Below are 16,291 nucleotides of genomic sequence, written 5' to 3' on the forward strand. Positions count from 1 at the left end.
GCCTGCAAGCCCCCCTCCTGTTTCTTATCAAACTATCACGAAATCGTCTGCTGAGAGACCAAGACCCGCATCCAGTTGTGCGAACTGGATTGCAGCCATGTCTCCGGACCCATCTGCATCATAAAGCAGAGCACCACTGTCGGTGTCGTAGATGATGCGGTCGTTTGCATCCTGACTGACACCTGCAGCACTCATGTGGAATGCATTGAGGCCGAGTGCACCCTCGCCGCCAAGCTCCGCAAAGATGTCGCTGTCCAGAAGGATCAGATCTTCATTGACATTGAAGTCCTTGATCTCATCAACATTGTCTCCACCAAGCTCGGTAGAGAAGCGGAAGGAATCCTCTCCTGAACCGCCAACCAGAAGGTCAGCACCGAGACCACCATCCAGCATATCACTGCCTTGACCACCATAGAGCTTATCGTTGCCAGCTTCACCCGGCAGGATTGGCTCAGGCGGGAAGTCAATGGACACGTTGAGGGTGTAGGTTGAACCTTCCGGCACAGCCTCTAACCAACCACCCTCTACATCTGGAGACCATGCGCCCTCCAGAATGTAGTAGGTTCCGGTTTCTTCGACAGTAAAGGCCAAGCTGGAATCTCGGCCGTGTACGGAACCAGGATCGCCGGCACCATCATCGTTCTGAGCGACGACATTGCCTTCGCTATCTAGCAGGAGGACCCAACTGTCGTGGACGTCTGGATCTGCAATACCATCAATATCGATGGAGATGGTTGACCCAGCGTGCAGCTCAATTTTGTAGTATCCACCCAGACCATTGCCGGTTGCATCGACAGTGGTGTGAAGAACTGTCGTCGAGTCGAAGATGTTTGGATCTTCAGTCAACGAGAAGTTGTCGGAGATGTCGAACGCGGTATCAATGGAGTTGTTGGTAGCATCCGCTCCGAGTGTGACGTAACCAGTGCCCATGCCTGGACGTGGGATCGGAGGAGCCACATCAGCGAAGTCACCGAGCAAGATGTCATCACCACGACCACCGCGGAGCACATCGTTACCACCCTGACCTGTCAGCGTATTGGCAGCGTTATCTCCTCTGATACGGTCATTGTGGCCTGAGCCAGCAAGGTTTTCGATGGAGATGTAGGTGTCACCTTCAGAGCCGTTACCATTCAGGTTGAGGTTGACGCCACTGGTTGCATCCGCATAGTCCGCAGTGTCACTGCCTGCGCCGCCATTGAGAACGTCGGCACCTTCACCACCGGTCAGTGTATCGTTGCCAGACCCACCAGAGAGTTCGTTGGTCTGATCGTTACCGATTAGGTGATCATCGTGGAAGGAACCAACAACATTTTCAACATCAACAATGATGTCGTGAGCTATGATGGTACCACGGCCTACAATCGCGTTAGGTCCGTCAGCATCGCCACCACGTGCGGTTCCATTGGCAAGGTCAACCATTACGCCTTCGGAGCTTCCGGAGTACACAACTGTGTCAATGCCTTCACCACCATCCAGATAGTCCTGACCAGAACCACCGATGAGGATGTCGTTACCTTCGTCACCATAGAGCAAATCGCCATCACGGCCACCATCGAGAATGTCGTCACCGCCACCGCCGTTGAAGACGTCGCCGCCGCCCTGACCCCAGAAGTGGTTTGCATCATCGGTACCGATGAAGCGATCGATACGGTCATCAGAACCGATGAGGTTCTCAATGCTGTAGAAGGTGTCGCCGGAAGCAGTACCACCGCTCGCCACATTGGTTTCCAGGTTGACGAGCAGCTGGAACGGGCTTTCTTGGCTAAAGTCAACAGTGTCGACGCCGTCGCCACCGATAAAGACATCAACGCCGTCCTGACCCATCAGGATGTCGTCGCCGTCACCGCCGTCCAGGATGTCGTCACCGGCACCTCCGAAGATGGTATCGTTACCAGCACCGCCATAAAGCACGTCATCGCCATCATCGCTCTCGGTCTGGTCTTCGAGATCCTCAATAGCAATGGTGTTGTTAATGTCGCGGCTAGCCAGGGAATCCCGACCACCGATGATGAGATCATCGCCATCCATGCCGAAGATTGTGTCGTCGCCAGCACCACCGTCGAGTGTGTTATGATCATCATCACCGAAGATCATGTCGGTCGGTAGAGTACCAACGTCAGGAGGTGTGTCATCCTCATCATCGACAACTGGATCTATAGGCGTGCCACCCACATAGATTATGTTTTCAACGTTTTCGACATCACCCAGATCCAAATCACTGTTCAACACAATGATCGTATCATTGCCACCGTCAGCTTCTTCACGAACGATATCATCAGCGGAATCGACGAAATAGACATCATCACCGTTACCGCCAGCCATGCGGTCTGCACCACCGCGACCGTCCAGAGTGTTGTCACCGTCGTTACCAATCAGAATGTCATCGTAATTACTGCCGATGCCGTTCTCGATGTAATACTCGGTCTGATCTTCGTTGTGTCCAGCAAAGATCGATACGTTGTTGCTGTGTCCGTTTACGCTGGAGAACTGACCGGAGCGCAGATCAAGAATGGTGCCAGCGGTTGATCCCGAGAAGTCAATAGTATCGACCCCACCGGTGTCGTGGATAACAAAGCCAATATCATGCTGCATGCCAGAGGAAGTCAGCTCGTAGCCGTATTCAGTACTATTGAAGCCGTATGTGTTATCGCCGGTGTTCAGGTCGATCTTTTGATAGACCCATTCGCCGTTTTCATCAACTTCCGCGAAGAACCGACGAATGGTTGCCTCAATATCAGCAATCATCGGCGTGGATGACGCCCAGCGAGTTGTTTCTCCAACATCAATGCCATCGAAATACGACATCATGCTGTATTGCTGGCGGTCATAAGTCCAGGTGGCATTGTTCAGATAGGTGATCTGATCACCACCCGGTCCCTCGTAATTGTAAATACCAGGGTGGTTCAGGCCGAATTCGTGACCCAGTTCATGGATAAAGCTGTCAAACACATAACCGCCGATGTCGGTCAGGTTCGGCTCAGTGTCATGGAAGCGCTGGCCAATACTGATATAGCGATTGCTTGAGTAAGCACTGCCGTCGTCTTGCTCACCCACATTTGGGCTAACGATTTCCATCCACTGCGTATCAGGATCGAATGGAATATCATCGACTATTACGAACTCAAATGGGGTCACTGACGACCACATGTTCAAGGCACCGATCGCAGCAGCTTTATACTCCGGATGATCGTTGAGTCCTGAAACGTTGATCACCATTGGCTGGTTTGCGATCTCAGGCGTCAGGCTGCGCGGCAGGGCCATAAGGTAGTTGATGTACGCTTCATAATCCTCGCTCTTCCCAAACGGATTATCTGGCGTTTGATCATTCACCCACCACTGATCGGTGGAGTCATTTTGACTTGGCATCTTTGTCTCTCCCTTTGTACAAAGCTTGGATGCTTAATGCTGCGTATTATCGGTGCCAGTCAGGTAAAACCTGACGGTGCACATGCCGTCGTCCTCACAGGCGTTGAAGGACGTTGTTTGAAGAATGAAGTTGCTGAGAAATTGCGGGCCCAGCTACGCGCTGCGACCTGCGGAAGACTCTTATTATCAGGCCAGAAATGCTGGCGAGATATGTGTTCCAGACCGATTTTGCCCCACCGGGCCTGGGCGCGAGATAATGGCTGTCGGCACATCCAGCAATAGACTTGTCATAGATATAAAGCATTTCAATAGCCCCAAGTTCACGTCTAGCGTGTGCGGATCCAGAGAAACCACAGTAGAAAACCGACGACCCCATACTTTGCAAAGCTTAATTATAAGCACCGCTCACATGATCGCAGAATTCTTTTTGAAACTCAGTTTAAAGTCAATTGGATTTAAGATGATAATTTTTAAGTTACTATGCGTGACTTAAGATTTTTCATGAATATATTAATTAAAATACCTTAATATTATTTGATTAAAATACATGAATAATTTGCAAGCAATAGTTCCGCCAGAATAACGCCGTAATTGGTTGGCAGATAACCGGTTAACTTGAGAGCTTTTCATTCTCCAACGGCTTTAAAGTTGTATGAAACCTGACTGCTGGCGCAGCATTTCCAGTTTTACTAAGTCGAAGCAGTTGGAAATTGTCCCTGATTTTTTGATGTGGTGAGGGTGTGGTTTTGCTTATTTCAGCAGGCAGAATTAGGCACTTAAAGGATGAGTACGGCTGAGCTGGCTGAACTGCTGCCTCATGGTCACTGCCTTTGTCCCAGCCTTCAGCGAAGGCCATCACTAAGGAAACCCAGCCGAAGCTGCAGCCTCTTTTAGGTGATTTTTTTTCACTTGGCTCTTTCCAACTTCTTGCGCTTCCAGCGGCATCAGGATCTTGGGTGAACCGGTTCCGGGAAGAGCATCGCCTGAGACAGTTTTAGTTATGTGTTCGTTTGCCATTGGCCTTCCGATGAAACTACGAGCCGAGAACAAACGTTCAATTACCCAAGCACCGAAGCAACCTCTTGATGACCGATTAGGGAAGCGCTGAAAGAAATACTTGATGTCCCAAACAGCTAAAAATCAGGCCGTTCTAACTCCTCATAAAGGCATGACGTTCGCCGGTTTCGTAATTATGATCGGCGCATTCATGGCGATTAACTCGCTGTCCATGGATGTTATGCTGCCCGCATTACCGGAGATCGGTTCAACGTTGGGTTTGGAAAATCCAAACCGTGCACAGCTCATCATCACCGCTTATCTGGTTGGATTGGGTTGCACCTCTTTGATTATCGGGCCGGTTTCTGATTGGATAGGGCGCAAGCCCATACTCATGTGCGGCCTCGCCGTTTACGCGGTAGGAACCATTGTCGCTGCACTGGCTACCTCATTTGAGGTTATGATTGGGGCTCGCCTTCTTCAGGGCATCGGCGCTTCTGCTCCGCGAGTTATGGCCTTCTCGATCATAAGGGATTGGTACAATGGCCGTCAGATGGGGCGTGTCATGTCGCTTACCATGGTCGTCCTGATGATATGCCCGGTTATCGCGCCATCAATGGGTCAGGGTGTTCTGCTGGTGGCTGACTGGGAGTGGATCTTCCATCTCCTGACGGTCTTCACCGTTATCATGGTTTGCTTAAGTTATATCAAGCTCCCAGAAAGTTTGCCCATCGAGGAGCGCCGCGGGTTCACGTTACCATCACTGTTGAATGCATATAAATCAGTGTTAAAGACCCGCGTTACGTTGGGCTATATGATCGCTTTAACGCTGGTTTTTGCGCAACTCTTTGCATTCCTTAATTCTGCCGAGCAGATTTTTGCGGACATATTTGACCGGCACGAATCGTTCCCCCTCTATTTTGCTTCGATGGCCGTGTTTATGTCCATTGCTGCATTCCTAAATGCGACACTCGTGGAGAAATACGGCCTTCGGCGACTGTCTCACATTGCCCTCATAGGGTTCATCGCAGCCAACATGCTTAGTGCGATCTTATCGCTCACAGGTTCAACATCGCTTGTGAGATTTGTGGTAATTCAGGGCGTTGTCTACTTCTTCTTCGGAAGTATTGCCCCAAACTTCAATAGCTTAGCCATGGACCCCCTAGGCAAACTTGCGGGTGCGGGATCTGCGATGATTAACTTCTTCACGATCTTCATGGCAGCTGTTCTCGGGGCGATTGTCGGAGCCTTGTACAATGGCACTCTGGTCCCCTACGCCGTCGGGTGTTTTATCTACTCACTGCTGGCAATCTTAACGGTGCTCATCACAGAAAAAGGCCGCCTCTTCCAATCAGAGCCCGCTCGGCCGCCCTCCTCGGAGTAGCAGGAGGACAGGCAGGAGCGGGTCTTGGCTGAATGAGCCTTGGCGAACTCCTGCAAGCTAATTTGGTATTGTAGAAGCTTAACCGAGCATATCTACCCACTTGCCCGATAGCTGAGAAGACTGGAAGGTATATCGCGGATCATGTGCTCCTGTTCCTCAATCACCTAGAGTACAAGTATAGCTCTGAAGTCGTTCACGTTTGTCAGTGTGGGACCAGTCTTAATCAGTGCGTTAAGGTGGTTGAAGAGGGTGTAACTGTCGTGGTTGTGCAGATAGTCGCGGGGGTTGAGGTTGAGTTGGTGTGCTTGTGCCAGTGTTTCCGGGGTAATGAGAGCTCCTGCGGCGTCCTCTGTACCGTCAATGCCGTCGGTATCGGCAGCCAGCGCATAGACCTTGGGGTGACCGCTGAGAGATAATGCAAGGCTCAATAAGAATTCGGTATTGCGCCCACCACGGCCCGGTTTCTCAGTACCGATGGTAACTGTTGTCTCTCCGCCCGACAGCAGAACTGCGGGCGTTTTGGCTGGTGTTCCGTGGGCAGCGGTAGCCTGCGCAATCCCTGCCATGACGATGCCAAGCTGTGCGGCCTCTCCCTCAAGTGCGTCGCCCAACAGAAGCGGAGTGACACCGGCACCGCGCGCGATTTGGGCAGCAGCCTCCAACGACATTTGCGGAGTGGCAATCAATCGGTAGTCGGGCTTAAAGTCGTCTTGTGGCGCCGCCGGAGACAGCAGGATATCTCGAGCAGATTTGGGTAGGTCTGGCCCTAGCTTTGCTACCAGGCGCGACAAATCCTCATCAGATGAGGGATCGGGAACTGTGGGCCCTGAGGCAATTGCAGCAGGATCATCGCCCGGGACATCCGAAATGGCCAGAGTGACCAATCTTGCAGGGAACACCGCTCGGGCCAACCCCCCACCTTTAATCAGCGACAGGCGGCGGCGTATACGGTTCATGTCCTCGATGGTCAGGCCAGATTTCAGCAGCAGTCTGTTGACTTCGACCTTCTCGGCCAATGTCACCGGTGGAACCGGGAGTGTCATAAGGGCTGAGCCGCCACCGGAGATCAGCGCGAGCACCAGATCATCTGGTCCTGCTTCTTTTGCTGCCTGAAGAATCTCGGCTGCTGCCTTTTCTCCCGCCGCATCGGGGACAGGATGGGAGGCTTCTCTCACCGTGATCCGCTCGGTTTGGGTTGCATGACCGTAGCGGGTCACAACGATGCCTGATAGGTCGACATCCGGCCAAGCCTCCTCAAGTGCTTGAGCCATGGCCGCCGCAGCTTTACCAGCTCCCAACACGATACAGCGGCCTTTAGGCTTTTCTGGCAGGTTGGGGGCAATTGCGGTGGCAGGGTCTGCCGCCGCGATTGCAGCATTCATCATCTGCCGAAGCAGGTCTTTTGCGTCTTTCTCCCTCATCATCCGCCTCAGATATTTTCCTTGCGAATGGCTTCGCAGACAGCGGTGGTGACGTCTTGCGTTGTGGCGTTCCCACCAACGTCCGGGGTCAGAATGCCATCAGCGCAGACCTTTTCGACCGCACGCATCAACCGAGCGGCGGCATCAGCTTCGCCCAAGTGTTCCAACATTTGCGATGCTGTCCAGAAAGTTGCGACGGGATTAGCAATCCCCTTGCCTGTAATATCGAAGGCGGAACCGTGGATTGGCTCGAACATGGAAGGAAAGCGACGTTCCGGGTCAATGTTGCCGGTGGGCGCGACACCAAGGCTACCAGCCAGCGCACCAGCCAGATCGGACAGGATATCGGCATGCAGATTGGTTGCCACGATGGTATCGAGGCTTTGCGGGCTCTTCACCATCCGCACTGTCATCGCATCGACCAACATCTTATCCCATGTCACATCAGGGTATTCTTTTGAGACTTCGGCAGCAATCTCATCCCACATCACCATGCCGTGGCGTTGGGCATTGGATTTGGTCACGACTGTGAGTAGCTTACGTGGCCGCGACTGTGCCAGTTTGAAAGCGTAGCGCATGATACGAGTGACGCCTGCACGCGTGAAAATAGCGACCTCGGTACCAACTTCCTCAGGTAACCCCTTGTGGGCACGCCCACCGCAACCAGAATATTCACCTTCGGAGTTTTCGCGTACAATCACCCAGTCCAGATCGCCTGGACCAACATCCGCTAAGGGCGATTGGATACCCGGCAGGATTTTGGTTGGGCGCACATTGGCATACTGGTCGAATCCCTGACAAATCGGCAGTCTCAAGCCCCACAGTGTCACATGGTCGGGTACATCAGGAGCCCCCACTGCGCCGAAGAAAATAGCATCGAAACTTTTCAGCTGTTCCGGCCCGTCCTCAGGCATTAAGGCTCCGAGTTTCTTGTAGCGTTCTGAACTCCAATCGAAATCGGTCACCTCGAAAGTAAATCCGCCATCGCGACGCGCAAGCGCCTCCAGTGCCTGTATACCGGCAGCGATGACTTCAGGGCCGATACCGTCGGCGGGGATGGCGGCAATCTTATAAGTTTTCATGATTCTGTTCTGATCCTCATTCGCTCCGAGAAGCCGAATTGGGCGCCAGAGCTGGGTATCAGGCAACCTGGAACTCCTCCCTTGCGACGCCGGGCGGCTATCACAAGACAAACTTAACGATCACGTGATCACGCTCAAGATCTCTAGAATTATATAGTATTTCGTGATAATCGCGCCGCAGGAGAGATGAATGAATATTATTCAGATCAGATGCTTTCTGGCCGCGGCAGAAGAATTGCATTTTGGACGCGCGGCTCAGGTCATGAACATGCTGCCAGCATCGCTGAGCCGGCAAATCAGGCTCCTGGAAGAACGGCTGGAGACAAAGCTTTTCTTGCGCACGACACGCAGTGTCGCGCTGACCGAGGCCGGTAGGGCAATTCTTGGGGACGCACGGTTGTTGGTCGCGCAGGCCGATATTCTTGAAGAACGTATCCGTAGCGTCCGGCGCACCGAGACCGCTGTATTGAAAGTCGGCGCCATTGATAGTGCCGCAGCCGGACTGATACCACAGCTCTTGCAGCTACTTCGGATTGCCCATCCTGAGATCGAAGTGCAACTGATCGAACAGAAAACCATCCACCTTCTGCCGAAGATCGTGGCGGGCAGTATAGACATCGCCTTTTGTCGTTCGCCTGATTTCCTTGATCCAAGGATCCATTTTCAGACATTACTCTTCGAGACCGCAATTGTTGCCCTGCCGAACAATCACCCTTTGGCGGCTAAGTCCGAGCTGACGGTTCAAGAGTTGGCAGACGCACCCTTGATCGTGCCCGCGCGCAGGTCGCGGCCACATTCCTATGATTTAACTACCAAGTTGTTTACCGACGCCGGGCTCACAGCGCGAATTGTGCAGATCGCTGAGGAGAAGCACACCATTGTAAGCCTTGTCGCAGCAGGCGCCGGGGTGGCTATTATGCCTAGCTGGACCTCCCGCATCGCTATCAGGGGTGTCACCTTCGTACCTTTGAAAGTTCCCGAGGGGTCGACTAGATCCAAGCTTATTCTTGGTGTGGCATGGGCTCGTGAAACGCGCGATGAGCAGCGCGATGCCTTGCTAGCGGCACTCAATGAGAACCTTCAGGCCTTCGAGGACAACTTTTGAGTCCGCGCCTTTTCTAAGCGCAGGCGACCACTCTATTATTCACAAAACGTATATAATCCTAGGCCGATTGAAGGCTGCTTATTTCTTGCCAAGATCCATCGTCAGACGGTGTCCCAAATCTGGGACGGTCTGGGATGCTTGGGAGGAGCATTTCAGTAAAGTTATTGTCATCTCTATGACGTTTTCGGGCATTACGGCCACAGTCTACTGTGTTTGCTGCCAACTGCCTGTACTGTTACGCGAACGATCACACACAAGAGATGCTCAGGCCATCGCTCCAGTGGCGCCTTAAGAGAGAAGCGCCTGCTATCGCTTCCCATACCTGGGAGACATCTTTGAGCCCGACGACGATTACCCTACTACTTTTGCTCTTTGCTATTGTCATGTTCGTATGGGAGCGAATTCCGCTTGCCCTGACATCAATGATTGTTTGCATCAGCTTGATCCTGACAGGGGTCCTTGACCCCGCAGAGGGCTTTGCCGGTTTCGTAAATAACAACGTCATCCTATTTGTTGACATGTTCATCATTGGTGGCGCGCTATTCAGAACTGGAATGGCGAGCGAGATTGGCGGATTGGTGACGCGATTTGCCAAGACTGAACGACAGCTGGTCGTAGCGATCATGCTGCTCACCGGCTTTATGTCAGGTTTGCTTTCAAATACAGGCACGGCAGCGGTGCTTATCCCGGTGATCATCGGAATTGCGGCGCAGTCCGGATTTGCACGGTCTAGGCTACTCATGCCGATTGTCTTTGCAGCTGCTATGGGTGGGAACCTGAGCTTGATTGGTGCACCGGGCAACTTGATCGCTCAGGCGGAACTACAAACACAGGGGTTGGGCTTTAGTTTTTTTGAATATGGCCTTGTTGGCTTGCCGGTGCTGCTTGCAGGAACCCTGTTTGTTGCGACCATTGGCTTCAGGTTTTTGCCGGACCATAAGACTTTTGAAATCGCATCGAGCACTTCAGGCAATACACATTCAGATGTGCCCGCATGGAAGAAGAAAGCCTCACTTATTGTCCTTATTGTCACCATTCTTGGCATGGTGTTTGAACAACAGATTGGGATTCCGCTCCATATCACTGGCGCAATCGCAGCGATTATGCTGATTCTCATGGGGGTCATCAGCGAAACTGACGCTTACAAATCAATCGACGCCAACACTATCTTCCTGTTCGGAGGCATACTATCGCTTGCGGCAGCAATGCAGAAAACTGACGCCGGAGGCGTCATCGCTGCTGGAGTGCTCGGTCTCATAGGCCCGCAAACGCCAATCTTCTTCATTATGCTGATCATATTTCTGCTGGCGGTGGTTATGACTAACTTCATCTCAAATACAGCAACGACAGCGCTGCTGGTGCCCATCGGGATGTCAATTTCGACTTCGATCGGAGCTGATCCAAGAGCTGTGTTAATGGCAATCGTAATTGGTGGCTCGCTCGCTTACGCTACGCCGATCGGCATGCCCGCGAATCTCATGGTCCTCGTCCCAGGGGGATACAAGTTTAAGGATTATGCGAAGGCGGGGCTGCCACTGATCCTAGTTTCCACGATAGTAAGCATGACCTTACTTCCGATCCTTTTTCCGTTCTATCCGTAGCTTCGCTGCTTTAGCCGGGACAATCAAAGAGGGTGCGAGCGTGTTTGCCGCGCCCTCTATTGGTGAGCTCAGGGATCTCCAGAAAGCGCTTAGGCAGTAGCTGATACAGAAAGTACTCAACAGTCCCGTTTGCCTGTTCAAGACAAGATCTCGAAGCAGACTATCGAGAGCCTGAGATCGTTAGGCTAACAACCTGAATATCGTTGTAGCAAATAATAAATAAAACAAAGACAGTGAATTTATTTTTTGAGTACTGATGCATTTTATAAAGAAGATCACTCGACGCATTAGCTGTTTAATTTCTTATCTTATGCATAAGTATACTTTAGTATTACAGTAGATAAGTTAGCCACCGCTTGAAATGGAGAGTACAATGATCAAGCTCGTTCGCACCTCTACTATTTCTGTGCTTTTTCTTGGTACGCTCCTAGCCCAAAGCGTCTCGGCTGAAGATGCAACACCAGGGTACAATACGAAAATCCCAGAAGGCCTTTTGACGCCGGATAAATACAGCACTCGAGCGGGCGATATCGAGTTTTTCGACGGTATTCCCACAGCGCCAACTGCGGAAGCTTTATACAACCACCTTGATTATATTCGCGGCGTTCAAACATTCCTAAGCGGCGTTCCCGCAGCATCAATGGAAGCTATTCGCCGTAGTCAGGAAGTTGATGGAAAGACAAATTCCTATCAAGTTCGCATCTTCGATGAACTTATGGACAGCAATCCACTTTTCCTCACCGGGAACACCGATACTGTCTATATGAGCGCAGTTCTTAATCTGCAAGAAGATGGCCCTACCGTCATCGAAATTCCGCCGGGAACTGGCCCCGGCACAGTGAATGACGCATTCTTCCGCTTTGTTATTGATACGGGCGCTCCAGGTCCAGATGCGGGCAAAGGCGGGAAATATCTGATACTGCCGCCTGATTATGAAGGGGATCTTGATCCGCCTGTGGGAGGCATGGAAGCCGAGGTAGACGGTGAAACCTATTTTGTTGCCAAATCACCCAGCTGGATAAACTGGTTTATCGCCCGTGGTTTTCTTAAGGATGGCAAGCCAGACTTTTCCAGCAAGCTATTCCGAGATGGCGTAAAGATCTATCCTCTTGCCCAAAAAGATAACCCTCCTGAGATGGAGTTCTACGACGGATCGACTGTGGCGTATAACACCATCCACGCGACCGACTTTGAATTCTTTAAAGAGCTCTACGCTGTCATTGACCGTGAGCCGGTTGAGATGCTCGACCCGGAACTGCGCGGCCTCTTTGCGTCCGTTGGCATTCAAAAAGGCAAGCCATTCAACCCAGACTTACGAATGAAAAATATCCTTATCAAAGCAGCTGAGGTCGGCAATGCGACTGCGCGAACACTGCTTTGGTATGAACGCAACCCGGACGACTTCCTCTATGACGGAAGTTACTGGAAGATCGGTTTCCCTGGTGGGAACTATGAGTTCCTTAGAGACGACGGTCTAGGCGGGCGTGATCTCGACGCGCGAACCGAGTTTTTTTACTTTGCAACGGTAAACACCCCTGCAATGACAAAGGAGCTGATCGGTAAAGGATCGCAGTATGCCTGGGGTGCTTTGGACGCTGAAGGCAACTATCTGGACGGAAGCAACACCTACAAGCTAAATCTTCCAAAGGATGCTCCTGCAGAAAAGTTTGTTTCGATTGTGCTCTATGATCCCCAGACACGCTCGCAACTGCAAACCAGTCAACCTTTCCCGAGTTACAATAGTGAAAAGCACAAGGATGTGTTTGTCGCCAACGACGATGGTTCTGTAGACCTTTACTTCGGCCCAGAAGCTCCGGAAGGCAAAGAAAGTAATTGGCTGGAAACAGTTCCGGGCAAAGGATTTTTCGCAATCCTACGCCTCTACAGCCCCACTGAGGGTTGGTTCGAAAAAACCTGGAGACCTGGTGACATAGAGCGGCTGGAATAGCACTGGAAGCAGGAATTTGATCGAGGCAGAAGCTGTCGAACTGTCAGATTGGAAGGCTTTGCAGTGTCATCCAGATCCCCTCTCGGATAGCGGTGGAGAAGGCATCCGTTCAATTTAGGGAAACAATGGTTTAGGCCAGCAATTGCCTATTACATGATGGAGCTTTGGCTAACGTCGTTGGCCTTGGAACTATATGTATTTTGCAGATGCCCGAAATCATCGGCTGCGTTATCAGCTAATGCCAGAGAAAAATGGCGGAGAGTGAGGGATCCAGAACGGTGTAATTATAATTATCATCCAGTATCATAATAACTTTATAATTCAATGCATTACCAAATTGCATTGTCATTTCTCGCAACTAACTGTATCATCCAATAACTTTTTTTATGATGGGTTTTATGATGGGTGAATAAATGCCTAGAAAAGTTTCCGCCCTTTCCGCGATCGAAATTAAGCGCCTCACCCATCATGGAGGGCCATCCAACATGCTGCGCTTTGTTGGCGGTGTGACGGGTTTGGCCTTGCAAATCCTGCCTTCCGGTGGTCGCAGCTGGATCTTGCGCGTCAAGATCGGCGAAAAGAGAAGAGACATTGGTCTTGGCGGATACCCGGATGTCTCGCTTGCGGAGGCGCGTGATAAAGCCAGAGAGATCCGATCCCTTATTGAGCAAGGCATCGACCCCATCCAGCACCGCAAGCGCCAGCGCTCTGCATTAGTTGCCGAGCAAAAACGAGGCCTCACGTTTGCCGTAGCGGTTGAGCGTTTCATGAAGCGAAAGGCTCCGGAACTGTCAAACGACAAGCACAAGGAGCAATGGTTCAGCACTTTACGTAATTATGCGGTCCCAGAGCTCGGTGATATGCTTGTTGACGACATCACCACACAAGATGTTTTGCTTGTTCTCAAACCTATCTGGGAAGAGAAGACCGAGACGGCTTCAAGGCTGCGCAGCCGTATCGAGATGGTTTTGTCATGGGCACAGGCCAATGGTCACCGCACAGGCGACAACCCTGCGAAATGGGGTGGTAATCTAAAAGAACTGCTGCCATCTCCAGCAAAGATCAAGAAGGTAACGCACCGCCCTGCGGTTGCTGTAGCGGATGTACAAGCGTGGTTTGCCTCATTGCGAAAGCGGAGAGACCTGACAGCAAGAGCACTTGAACTCCTTATACTTTGTTGCTGCCGATCTATCGAGGTGCGTCTCTCTGTGTGGGAAGAGTTTGACTTCGATAGACGCATATGGACGGTTCCGGCCCAGCGCATGAAGACCAGAGTTGAACACCGGATACCGCTCACCAATTATGCGGTCTCTTTGCTTAAGGCAGTACCGCACCACGCGAATAGCCCCTATGTGTTTGCAGCGCCGCAAGGCCGCGCGCTGCATGACGATGATCTCTCCGGCCTTATGAGGAGTATGCACGCCTCTGAGCTTAAGAGGGGCACGGACGGTTGGCTAGACCCGAGGTCCGGCCTGCCCGCCGTTCCACATGGGCTCAGATCAACGTTTCGAGACTGGGCGGCCGAGAACAACTACCCAAGAGAGATATCCGAAATGGCGCTCGCTCACAAAACCGGGAGTGATGTGGAGCGCGCCTATCAGCGCTCTGACCTGCTCGAGCGCCGACGTCAGCAACTCGTTTCCTGGAATGAGTTTTTGCACGCCCACCCCAGTTCAAGTGTCGTGGAGTTCAGGAGGAGGACATGACCGATGACGATGAATATTCACCACCCAAAATGCTAACCCCTTATGATCTCTACGCGGAAACGGGAGATGGGAACCCGCTGGCCCCACCCTACCAGGATGAACAGCTTTGGAAGGTGGTCGAACGCCATTTTCCGGAAATCACCAGAAAGACTCTCGTTTACAAGCAGATCACCGCTGAGGCCGCGGTCGAGGCGACTGATAATGCGATCCGCGACTACTGCGCCTGGGACGCTTCGTGGGACGGACGGTCCTTTCGGGAAGATGGGCAGCCTCTCATCTTATACGACCACAAGCACAGTGGCTCTGCGTTAATCAAACAAGCAATCCAAGCCATAGATGACCGCGACCTTAAATCTTGGCGGGAAGCGAAAGCACTGATGCCATACAGCACCAGACGGCTCATAATGGATACTGCTGCGCGTGTTGGCCCAAATATCCGTAGGCTCGGAGATCGTGCCGTCCTTGCACTTGGTCCTTCTCCATCAAACCTCCAAGCGCACTCAAAAGACTGGCATATCGAGCGAAGCATCCTGAAAGCCGCTCTTAAGCAATCGTCCAAAGGTGGGCGACCTTCCTATGCCTACAAGGATTATGCCGTGCGAGAATGCGTTCACCTCTGGGAGACGCTCAGTGGCAAGACCGCAATTCAGCCCGCACTACAAGCCAGGTAGCTCCGAACGTTCTGGAGGCATGGTGGAATTCGTTTCCGATGCTCTCATGGTCTATGATGACTATGGCATGAAAGGTGCCATATCCAAGCACTCAGGCTCGTATTTGGCACGCATTCTGAACGTCCCTAAAACCAGCTAGAAGAACGCCCCAGAAACTATCCAATGGTTACTGGGGCGGATTTTCATAAAACACACGTTCATGGTGACTCCTGTTTGAAACAGCTTGGGGGCACTATGAACGAATACTATCTCTCGGACAAAGAGCTGTCCGCACGCTGGGGCGTTGCTCGTCCCACCATATGGCGTTGGCATCGGCAAAAGCCGAATTTCCCCAAATGCATCAAGCTGACTGAGGGCTGTTCTCGCTGGCGTCTTTCAGAAATCGAAGCTTGGGAGGCCTCGCTCAAATAGAGCGGGTGAGGTTTCTCACAATTTCACCAAAACATTCAGGACAGTGGTCGGTTACGACGGCAGCGCTGTTCGCGTGCTTAGCACGTTTTGCTGTACTGTGGGGTACCGCGCACAGCAACCCCGGCTCGAAAGCTCCGAGGGGTGCGGTCACGAGAGCACCAGCTCTCAATTAAAGTAGGGAGCAACTCTTGGCACTGGTTTTGACCAAGAGACCCGAGGCGGCGTCCCGGCTCCGGCGGACACGACTTCCAAGGGTATAGAGACAAGCTTCGGGCAAAAAGCTCGGGGCTTGTCGCTCTATACCCGGAAACAACATCCCTCTCCATCGGGCAGCGAAGCGCAGGGTACTGAGGGCCAACAAAGAAAAAAAAACGGGGCCACAAACTCAGAGTTAGAGAGTCAGTAGGCGGTTCTTTTTTTTGCGGTGGGATTAGACTCTCTGATGACGCGGACTTCGTTGCGTTTGCAGAGTCTATCAGCGAGCTCCTTGGCATTCCATCCTCTCCGCGAACTCCCTGCCCTTCATCCTCTCATGAGTCAGCCTTTGAATGCACGACCTTTCCCCGTCAGAGCGAGAGAGGTTCAGGGCATTCAGAATTA

Annotated in this window: 12 protein-coding genes; 8 read left to right on the plus strand and 4 right to left on the minus strand. The window is 52.0% G+C overall.

The window, feature by feature from the left end:
• Positions 1–27: 27 nt before the first annotated feature.
• Together IE076_RS05270 and IE076_RS05275 are read right to left on the minus strand one after the other, a co-directional pair.
• Positions 28–3,366 carry a M10 family metallopeptidase C-terminal domain-containing protein gene (locus tag IE076_RS05270; RefSeq protein WP_189435744.1) on the minus strand — a complete coding sequence of 1,113 codons (3,339 nt, stop codon included), beginning with the start codon at positions 3,364–3,366 and terminating at the stop codon, positions 28–30.
• Positions 3,367–4,224: 858 nt separating this feature from the next.
• Positions 4,225–4,383: a hypothetical protein gene (locus IE076_RS05275; RefSeq protein ID WP_189435745.1), complete on the minus strand. Its 159-nt coding sequence runs from the start codon at positions 4,381–4,383 to the stop codon at positions 4,225–4,227.
• A 103-nt stretch (positions 4,384–4,486) separates the two neighbouring features.
• Here IE076_RS05275 and IE076_RS05280 point away from each other — a divergent pair, with 103 nt between their 5' ends.
• Positions 4,487–5,746, plus strand: coding sequence for a multidrug effflux MFS transporter (locus IE076_RS05280; RefSeq protein ID WP_189435746.1), 1,260 nt, complete (start codon positions 4,487–4,489; stop codon positions 5,744–5,746).
• 164 nt (positions 5,747–5,910) lie between these two features.
• Here the strand turns inward: IE076_RS05280 and IE076_RS05285 are convergent, their stop codons facing one another.
• The gene (locus IE076_RS05285; protein WP_189435747.1) at positions 5,911–7,167 is read right to left on the minus strand and encodes a glycerate kinase type-2 family protein; all 1,257 of its coding nucleotides are present in this window, start codon (positions 7,165–7,167) and stop codon (positions 5,911–5,913) included.
• Positions 7,168–7,175: 8 nt separating this feature from the next.
• Entirely contained in the window at positions 7,176–8,249 is a 1,074-nt protein-coding gene (locus IE076_RS05290; protein WP_189435748.1) for a tartrate dehydrogenase, read from the minus strand.
• Positions 8,250–8,439: 190 nt separating this feature from the next.
• Here IE076_RS05290 and IE076_RS05295 point away from each other — a divergent pair, with 190 nt between their 5' ends.
• The 7 genes from IE076_RS05295 to IE076_RS05325 all read left to right on the plus strand — a co-directional run bounded on the left by IE076_RS05295 (position 8,440) and on the right by IE076_RS05325 (position 15,691).
• The gene (locus tag IE076_RS05295) at positions 8,440–9,354 is read left to right on the plus strand and encodes a LysR family transcriptional regulator (protein ID WP_189435749.1); all 915 of its coding nucleotides are present in this window, start codon (positions 8,440–8,442) and stop codon (positions 9,352–9,354) included.
• Positions 9,355–9,689: 335 nt separating this feature from the next.
• The gene (locus IE076_RS05300) at positions 9,690–10,955 is read left to right on the plus strand and encodes an SLC13 family permease (protein WP_189435750.1); all 1,266 of its coding nucleotides are present in this window, start codon (positions 9,690–9,692) and stop codon (positions 10,953–10,955) included.
• A gap of 373 nt (positions 10,956–11,328) precedes the next feature.
• Entirely contained in the window at positions 11,329–12,903 is a 1,575-nt protein-coding gene (locus IE076_RS05305) for a DUF1254 domain-containing protein (protein WP_244649614.1), read from the plus strand.
• A 413-nt stretch (positions 12,904–13,316) separates the two neighbouring features.
• Positions 13,317–14,609 carry a tyrosine-type recombinase/integrase gene (locus tag IE076_RS05310; RefSeq protein ID WP_189435752.1) on the plus strand — a complete coding sequence of 431 codons (1,293 nt, stop codon included), beginning with the start codon at positions 13,317–13,319 and terminating at the stop codon, positions 14,607–14,609.
• Positions 14,606–15,280, plus strand: a complete 675-nt coding sequence (locus tag IE076_RS05315) for a hypothetical protein (protein WP_189435753.1) — start codon at positions 14,606–14,608, stop codon at positions 15,278–15,280. Before IE076_RS05310 ends, IE076_RS05315 begins: the two co-directional genes overlap by 4 nt.
• Entirely contained in the window at positions 15,240–15,419 is a 180-nt protein-coding gene (locus tag IE076_RS05320; RefSeq protein ID WP_189435754.1) for a hypothetical protein, read from the plus strand. Before IE076_RS05315 ends, IE076_RS05320 begins: the two co-directional genes overlap by 41 nt.
• A gap of 95 nt (positions 15,420–15,514) precedes the next feature.
• Positions 15,515–15,691 (plus strand): helix-turn-helix transcriptional regulator, encoded by a 177-nt coding sequence (locus IE076_RS05325; protein WP_189435755.1) that lies wholly within the window; start codon positions 15,515–15,517, stop codon positions 15,689–15,691.
• Positions 15,692–16,291: the final 600 nt, after the last annotated feature.

The sequence above is a fragment of the Pseudovibrio japonicus genome (assembly GCF_014651595.1).
Classification (GTDB): domain Bacteria; phylum Pseudomonadota; class Alphaproteobacteria; order Rhizobiales; family Stappiaceae; genus Pseudovibrio; species Pseudovibrio japonicus.

What these genes read in the sequence shown, in the direction of transcription:
- IE076_RS05275 (WP_189435745.1), bottom strand. Translation starts at nt 4,383, where the DNA reads ATGGCAAACGAACACATAACTAAAACTGTCTCAGGCGATGCTCTTCCC.
- IE076_RS05325 (WP_189435755.1), top strand. Translation starts at nt 15,515, where the DNA reads ATGAACGAATACTATCTCTCGGACAAAGAGCTGTCCGCACGCTGGGGC.
- IE076_RS05285 (WP_189435747.1), bottom strand. Translation starts at nt 7,167, where the DNA reads ATGAGGGAGAAAGACGCAAAAGACCTGCTTCGGCAGATGATGAATGCT.
- IE076_RS05290 (WP_189435748.1), bottom strand. Translation starts at nt 8,249, where the DNA reads ATGAAAACTTATAAGATTGCCGCCATCCCCGCCGACGGTATCGGCCCT.
- IE076_RS05280 (WP_189435746.1), top strand. Translation starts at nt 4,487, where the DNA reads ATGTCCCAAACAGCTAAAAATCAGGCCGTTCTAACTCCTCATAAAGGC.
- IE076_RS05270 (WP_189435744.1), bottom strand. Translation starts at nt 3,366, where the DNA reads ATGCCAAGTCAAAATGACTCCACCGATCAGTGGTGGGTGAATGATCAA.
- IE076_RS05310 (WP_189435752.1), top strand. Translation starts at nt 13,317, where the DNA reads ATGCCTAGAAAAGTTTCCGCCCTTTCCGCGATCGAAATTAAGCGCCTC.
- IE076_RS05315 (WP_189435753.1), top strand. Translation starts at nt 14,606, where the DNA reads ATGACCGATGACGATGAATATTCACCACCCAAAATGCTAACCCCTTAT.
- IE076_RS05295 (WP_189435749.1), top strand. Translation starts at nt 8,440, where the DNA reads ATGAATATTATTCAGATCAGATGCTTTCTGGCCGCGGCAGAAGAATTG.
- IE076_RS05305 (WP_244649614.1), top strand. Translation starts at nt 11,329, where the DNA reads ATGATCAAGCTCGTTCGCACCTCTACTATTTCTGTGCTTTTTCTTGGT.